Below are 5929 nucleotides of genomic sequence, written 5' to 3' on the forward strand. Positions count from 1 at the left end.
TTATTTCGGTCGGTGGGCCACCGACCGAAAAGAATAAGAGCCATTTTTAGCGTACTTTAATAAAACTTATCCGCTATTTATTATTTAAATCTTAAAGCGTTGAAAATAGCAGGGGTGATGTATTTTTTAAGATTTTCCATTTCATCGGTCAATATAAACGTATAGGCATCGGCAATATCTTCTTTGTATATGGCAACCACCATGCAGAATTTATAATCTTTGCCAAAATTTTTGGTTGGTGTAACTACGGTGAAAAATCCTGCGTCGGCATTAAAATCTTTTTTCACAGCTGGTGCCGGAAACTGTTGAATAGAAGGTGTTTTGGTGAAGTCGCCGGCTATGTTCATAGCAATTGCCATAAGTGTAGCCGATGGCATGGTGTTGGGATTTATTCTGATTTCTCCTTCTTTTTTTGTTTCCAACCACTTTTTGTATTCTTTTACCCTTTCGGTTAAAGAACGTACAGCATACCTGATTTCTATATGTTTCGAAGTGTCGATTACTGCGTATTCATATAGCATAGCTGAATTTTTGATAGGTTCTGTTTTTACAAAACCCATAGGTTGATCTAACATTAAGTTATTGTCGCTGGTTATTTTTTCAAAACTTTCAACAGGTTTCGTGTTTTGGGATTTTGCAGTATGGATGATCCCCAAAAGTGCAATTGCGATAAAATATTTCTTCATTTTGGTTAGTGGTTTGGGAAATGATGTAGAACTGAAGAGATTTCCATAAAATAGATTATAGCCAACAAGGTATATTTTGAAATTGGCTACCATCATTTGGAACGGTTATTGGGGTTGTAGATTACCTTATTGAAACATTAAATATCCATATGAAATTACGCTTTTTCATCATCTTTCTACTTTTTTTCATTTCTTGTAAACCTAAAAAACAATTAGGAGACGGAATTTTCGATCTAAATGATTTCTCTTTTAATTTAGATGCAACGCATTTATATGAAAAATCGTTAAAAAGGCAAATTACCGACAACTATTATTCGCAGGTTGATACTAGTTTTAATACACTAGAGGGAGACAATCATAGAAATGTTATAGGCATTCACTATATCATGAATATTAATAAGGAAATAGATACTATAGCAAAACTTAAAAAGGTCTGTTTTTTTAAAGTTGAATCGGTAACCGATGCAAAACAAAATCTGATGATGGTTTCAGCTGAAGGAAATGCGGATTTTAAGCAGCAAATGAGCCTTATAAAACAATTGATAGCAGAATATGGAAAGCCAAAAGTTATTCAACATATTAGTGGTTTTACAACATTTACCTGGAGATTATCTGATAGAATTATTCAAATAAATGGTGAAATGATTCCTGATTATGAAAATGATAAGAATGCAAAAGATGGTTTTTTAAATCCCAGTGGAGGATTTCTTAAAACTGATAATTATGAAAAGAATCATGTTGCAAAGATTTTTGCGTATGTTTTTAATATTAATCATGAAGAACTTTTGGAAAAATATGCTGAACAGTGGCAAATTTCAAATGATTATAGTACACCCTATTTACATGATGCTAATAAAATGATTACATCTCCATTTAACTAAGCATAAATCCAAAGTAGTACAGGTTTTTTCCTGTTTTTGAGCAGCTCATCTATTTTTCGCATGGTTGCATCAGATAAAACGGGACAACCCGCGCTCTGTCCGAATAGGGTTTGGGGATAAATTTCCTGATTAGGGACCGGAGTATAGGAATGTAAAACCACAATACGTTTAAAAGCATTGCTGTTTGTTTTCTCCAGACCATACATTTTATAGTGTACATTGATGCCCCAGTTACTGTATGCACGGCCTTTAACTTTGTATTTACCTAACGAGGTGCAATAACTCCCTTCTTTATTGCTGAAAACCGGTTTTGTTGGGGTGCTGCCACCACCAACACCATGGGCGCATAAGCCTTCGATAGTGATTTCTTTCTTTTTAAAATCGTAAACAAAAATCCTGTTTTTACCAGAGTGGATACTCATATCAACCATAATGGCAATTGATGTATCCATTTTGTTTTTTGTGCAGAAAGTTAAGGCTTCATTAATTCTATCAGTGCTTATTTTGTTGTTTGCAACAGGTTTAAATCCAAACAGCGTAAATAAGATGAGGAGAGCGAATAACTTTTGCATAATTAATTATTTCGGTCGGTGGGCCACCGACCGATAAAAGCAAGGGTTATAAATGTAATAAAATCAGCGCAACCAATGCCGGAATGGATTGCACATAAAGGATCTTTTTGCTGGCTGTTGCGGCACCGTAAATGCCGGCAATAATTACGCAGGTTAAAAAGAATATCGCCACATAAATTTTCCATTGGTGATCGCTGATGCATAACGACCAGATTAAGCCTGCAGCCAAAAAGCCATTGTAGAGGCCCTGGTTTGCAGCCAGTGTTTTGGTTGGCACGAATAAATCTTTTGGGATGGTTTTAAAAACTTTTGGCGCCCTGGTTGTCCAGGCGAACATTTCGAGCCAAAGGATATAAAGGTGGATAAAGGCTACTAAGCCGATTACGATTTGAGCTGCTACTTGCATATAGATGATTACACTGATTTAAATGATTGCACAGATAAGGTGATTTCACGGATTAAGTTAAGTTATAATAAAGATATAAAACTTTGAGGATTATTGTATGGGGTATGTTTTAGCCCGTCAGTCGATTTTTTGCACTGGCCGTTGTTAATAAACCTGATAGGAGCGAACATCCCGATTTTACATCGGGATAAAGCTATAGCAGGGCTGGTATTGCCGAAGTATTACTGACATTCATTTTCACATTATTTTAAATAATTCATTCTGCTTTACTAGTCTTTCCGCTTTGGTCTTTAGTCTTTCCGCTTTGATCTTTCTGCTTTAGTCTTTGGTCCCCTCATCCATCTGCCATCTTACATCATCCATCCCTTTCTGTCATGCTGTCAGTAAACTCCAACCTCTTTTTTTACATTTTATCAGTCTTTTAGCGATATTTTCTGCCAAAAACCAATTGGCACAAGCATTGTTTAATAGGAGTAGAAATTATAATACTTTAAAAGAGAAATTAAAAATACAATGGGAAAAATTATTGGAATAGACTTAGGAACAACAAACTCTTGCGTGAGCGTAATGGAAGGCAACGAGCCTGTAGTTATCGCAAACAGTGAGGGTAAACGTACTACACCGTCTATTGTTGCTTTTGCAGAAAACGGTGAGCGTAAGGTTGGCGAGCCTGCTAAACGTCAGGCTATAACCAACCCAACAAAAACAATATATTCGATTAAACGCTTTATGGGTAACAGCTACGACGAAAGTGCGAAAGAAGCTGGCCGTGTACCTTATAAAGTGGTTAAAGGTGATAACAATACACCACGTGTAGAAATCGATGACAGAAAATATACTCCACAAGAGATTTCTGCAATGATTTTACAAAAAATGAAAAAAACTGCTGAAGATTTCCTTGGTCAGGAAGTTACTGAAGCGGTAATTACTGTACCTGCTTATTTTAACGATGCACAACGTCAGGCCACTAAAGAAGCTGGTGAAATTGCAGGTTTATCTGTAAAACGTATCATCAACGAACCTACTGCAGCTGCTTTAGCTTATGGTTTGGATAAAGCACACAAAGACATGAAAATTGTTGTGTTTGACTGTGGTGGTGGTACACACGACGTTTCTGTATTGGAATTAGGTGATGGCGTTTTCGAAGTTAAATCAACAGATGGTGATACCCATTTAGGTGGTGATGACTTTGACCACATCATTATTGATTGGTTAACCGATGAGTTTAAATCAGAAAACAGCATGGATCTTTCTAAAGATCCAATGGCTTTACAACGTTTAAAAGAAGCTGCTGAGAAAGCTAAAATCGAGTTATCGAGCACAACTTCTACTGAAATCAACCTACCATATATTACAGCTGATGCCAGCGGACCTAAACACTTGGTACGTACATTATCACGTGCTAAATTTGAGCAATTGGCTGATAGCTTAATTAAACGTACTATCGATCCTTGTAAATCTGCTCTGAAAAACGCTGGTTTAAGCACAAGCGATATCGACGAAATCATTTTAGTAGGTGGTTCAACCCGTATCCCTGCAATCCAGGAGGCTGTTAAAGCTTTCTTCGGTAAAGAGCCAAGTAAAGGTGTTAACCCTGATGAGGTTGTAGCTATCGGTGCTGCAATTCAAGGTGGTGTATTAACCGGTGATGTAAAAGATGTATTGTTGTTAGACGTTACTCCTTTATCATTGGGTATTGAAACTATGGGTGGTGTAATGACTAAATTAATCGAGTCTAACACAACTATCCCAACCAAAAAATCTGAAACTTTCTCAACTGCTGCTGATAACCAGCCTTCGGTAGAGATCCATATTTTACAGGGTGAGCGCCCAATGGCTGCTCAAAACCGTACAATCGGTCGTTTCATTTTAGATGGTATTCCACCAGCACCTCGTGGTGTGCCTCAGGTAGAAGTATCATTCGATATTGATGCCAACGGTATTTTACATGTAAGTGCAAAAGATAAAGCTACTGGTAAAGAGCAAAAAATCCGTATCGAAGCATCTTCAGGTTTAACTGATGCTGAGATCAAAAAAATGAAAGAAGAAGCCGAAGCTAATGCTGCAGATGATGCTAAGCAAAAAGAAGAAGCTGATAAAATCAACGGTGCTGATGCATTGATCTTCTCTACTGAAAAACAGTTGAAAGAGTTTGGTGATAAATTATCTGCTGATAAAAAAGCACCGATCGAAGCTGGTTTAGAGAAATTGAAAGCAGCTCACGGTTCACGTAACTTCGCTGATATCGATGCTGCTTCTGCTGAATTACAGGCTGCATGGAATGTTGCTTCAGAAGAAATGTACAAAGATGGCGGTCAGCCTCAAGGTGGCGAACAACCACAAGCTGATGGTCAGCCTCAGGGTGGTGGCGATAACGTTACCGATGTTGATTTTGAAGAAGTGAAAGAAGATAAATAAGTCTTCAGTCCTGAGTCGAAAGTCTTGGGAGGATAAAAATAGAAAGCGTTCCTGATTATTTCAGGAGCGCTTTTTTTATGCGCTAAACCTCGCAGGTTTTAATAGAGGCCGTCATTTCGAGCGGAGTGCAACGCAGTCGAGAAATCTATCGAGGTAGATCTCTCCATTCCACTGCGTTCCAGTCGAGATGACGATTTTTTTATTAAAACCAATATAGTTTATAAACGACTTTTTTTGTTTTTTTGAAACGAACGGTTCTGTACTTTTCGGGAACTGCAGCCCCGCCATTCGCTATAGCCCTGATGATCCCGATGAAAAATCGGGATGGGGGCTGTCGCTGCTGTCGGGTTTATGGAAGGAGGAACTGTGCTTTTGGCCAGGTTTAATAGCGATTGGGTTAACTTATATATTCCTTAATATCTTATATGGTAAAAACCTGTTAAGTTAATTTTCTGTTGCGCAATAGGCAAACAATTCGTTCTGTTAAGAACCCGTAAAATAAACTATTGAACAATAATCCATAATAGAAAATAGGTCCGTCCATAAAGCCAAAGAACAGCGTGTGTGTAGGAAAACGGAAAATATAATATGGCTTGGCTATCGCCTGTATAATAGAACTATTTCCATCAGTGCCTTCTTCAACGGCTACGGCAGCAATAAGCGTTATAATGGTGAAAACCCAAAACAGGAGTGAGGCAGAAACAAAAAGCAAAGGCTTAAAATTAGTTATTTTCATGGTGCATTGTTAAACAATCTGTTTCTGTGTCGTAGCGAGACGCTACAATTAGATAAGTTTGTGCATTACGGTCCAACCAAATAAGTTCCTCCATTGTTGTCATTTCGAGCGGAGTGTAACGAAGTTGAGAACCCGAAGGCTCAACGAAGCTAAATCTATTTCGTAATAGATCTCTCCGCTCCACTACCGATAAAAAATCGGTACAAGTTGCGTTCCGGTCGTATTCTAGG

Annotated in this window: 6 protein-coding genes; 2 read left to right on the forward strand and 4 right to left on the reverse strand. The window is 37.8% G+C overall.

All coding sequences use genetic code 11. The features are described from left to right. Nucleotides 1-80: 80 nt before the first annotated feature. Nucleotides 81-686 carry a hypothetical protein gene (locus B2V92_RS18390; protein ID WP_293310914.1) on the reverse strand — a complete coding sequence of 202 codons (606 nt, stop codon included), beginning with the start codon at nucleotides 684-686 and terminating at the stop codon, nucleotides 81-83. A gap of 149 nt (nucleotides 687-835) precedes the next feature. Here B2V92_RS18390 and B2V92_RS18395 point away from each other — a divergent pair, with 149 nt between their 5' ends. Beyond that, complete coding sequence (locus B2V92_RS18395; protein WP_293310916.1) at nucleotides 836-1567, forward strand: hypothetical protein; 732 nt, start codon at nucleotides 836-838, stop codon at nucleotides 1565-1567. Here B2V92_RS18395 and B2V92_RS18400 read toward each other — a convergent pair. Together B2V92_RS18400 and B2V92_RS18405 are read right to left on the reverse strand one after the other, a co-directional pair. Continuing rightward, nucleotides 1564-2139 carry a murein L,D-transpeptidase catalytic domain-containing protein gene (locus B2V92_RS18400; RefSeq protein WP_293310918.1) on the reverse strand — a complete coding sequence of 192 codons (576 nt, stop codon included), beginning with the start codon at nucleotides 2137-2139 and terminating at the stop codon, nucleotides 1564-1566. The two genes, B2V92_RS18395 and B2V92_RS18400, sit on opposite strands and share 4 nt — an antisense overlap. Nucleotides 2140-2185: 46 nt before the next feature. Continuing rightward, entirely contained in the window at nucleotides 2186-2545 is a 360-nt protein-coding gene (locus B2V92_RS18405; RefSeq protein ID WP_293310920.1) for a DUF1304 domain-containing protein, read from the reverse strand. Between the two features lie 513 nt (nucleotides 2546-3058). Here B2V92_RS18405 and dnaK point away from each other — a divergent pair. Next, entirely contained in the window at nucleotides 3059-4963 is a 1905-nt protein-coding gene (dnaK, locus tag B2V92_RS18410) for a molecular chaperone DnaK (RefSeq protein ID WP_293310922.1), read from the forward strand. A 439-nt stretch (nucleotides 4964-5402) separates the two neighbouring features. On the opposite strand, the gene B2V92_RS18415 is transcribed toward dnaK, so the two are convergent. Next, nucleotides 5403-5699: a hypothetical protein gene (locus B2V92_RS18415; RefSeq protein ID WP_293310924.1), complete on the reverse strand. Its 297-nt coding sequence runs from the start codon at nucleotides 5697-5699 to the stop codon at nucleotides 5403-5405. Nucleotides 5700-5929 lie beyond the last annotated feature (230 nt).

It is taken from the genome of Pedobacter sp. UBA5917 (assembly GCF_002432345.1).
GTDB lineage: Bacteria > Bacteroidota > Bacteroidia > Sphingobacteriales > Sphingobacteriaceae > Pedobacter.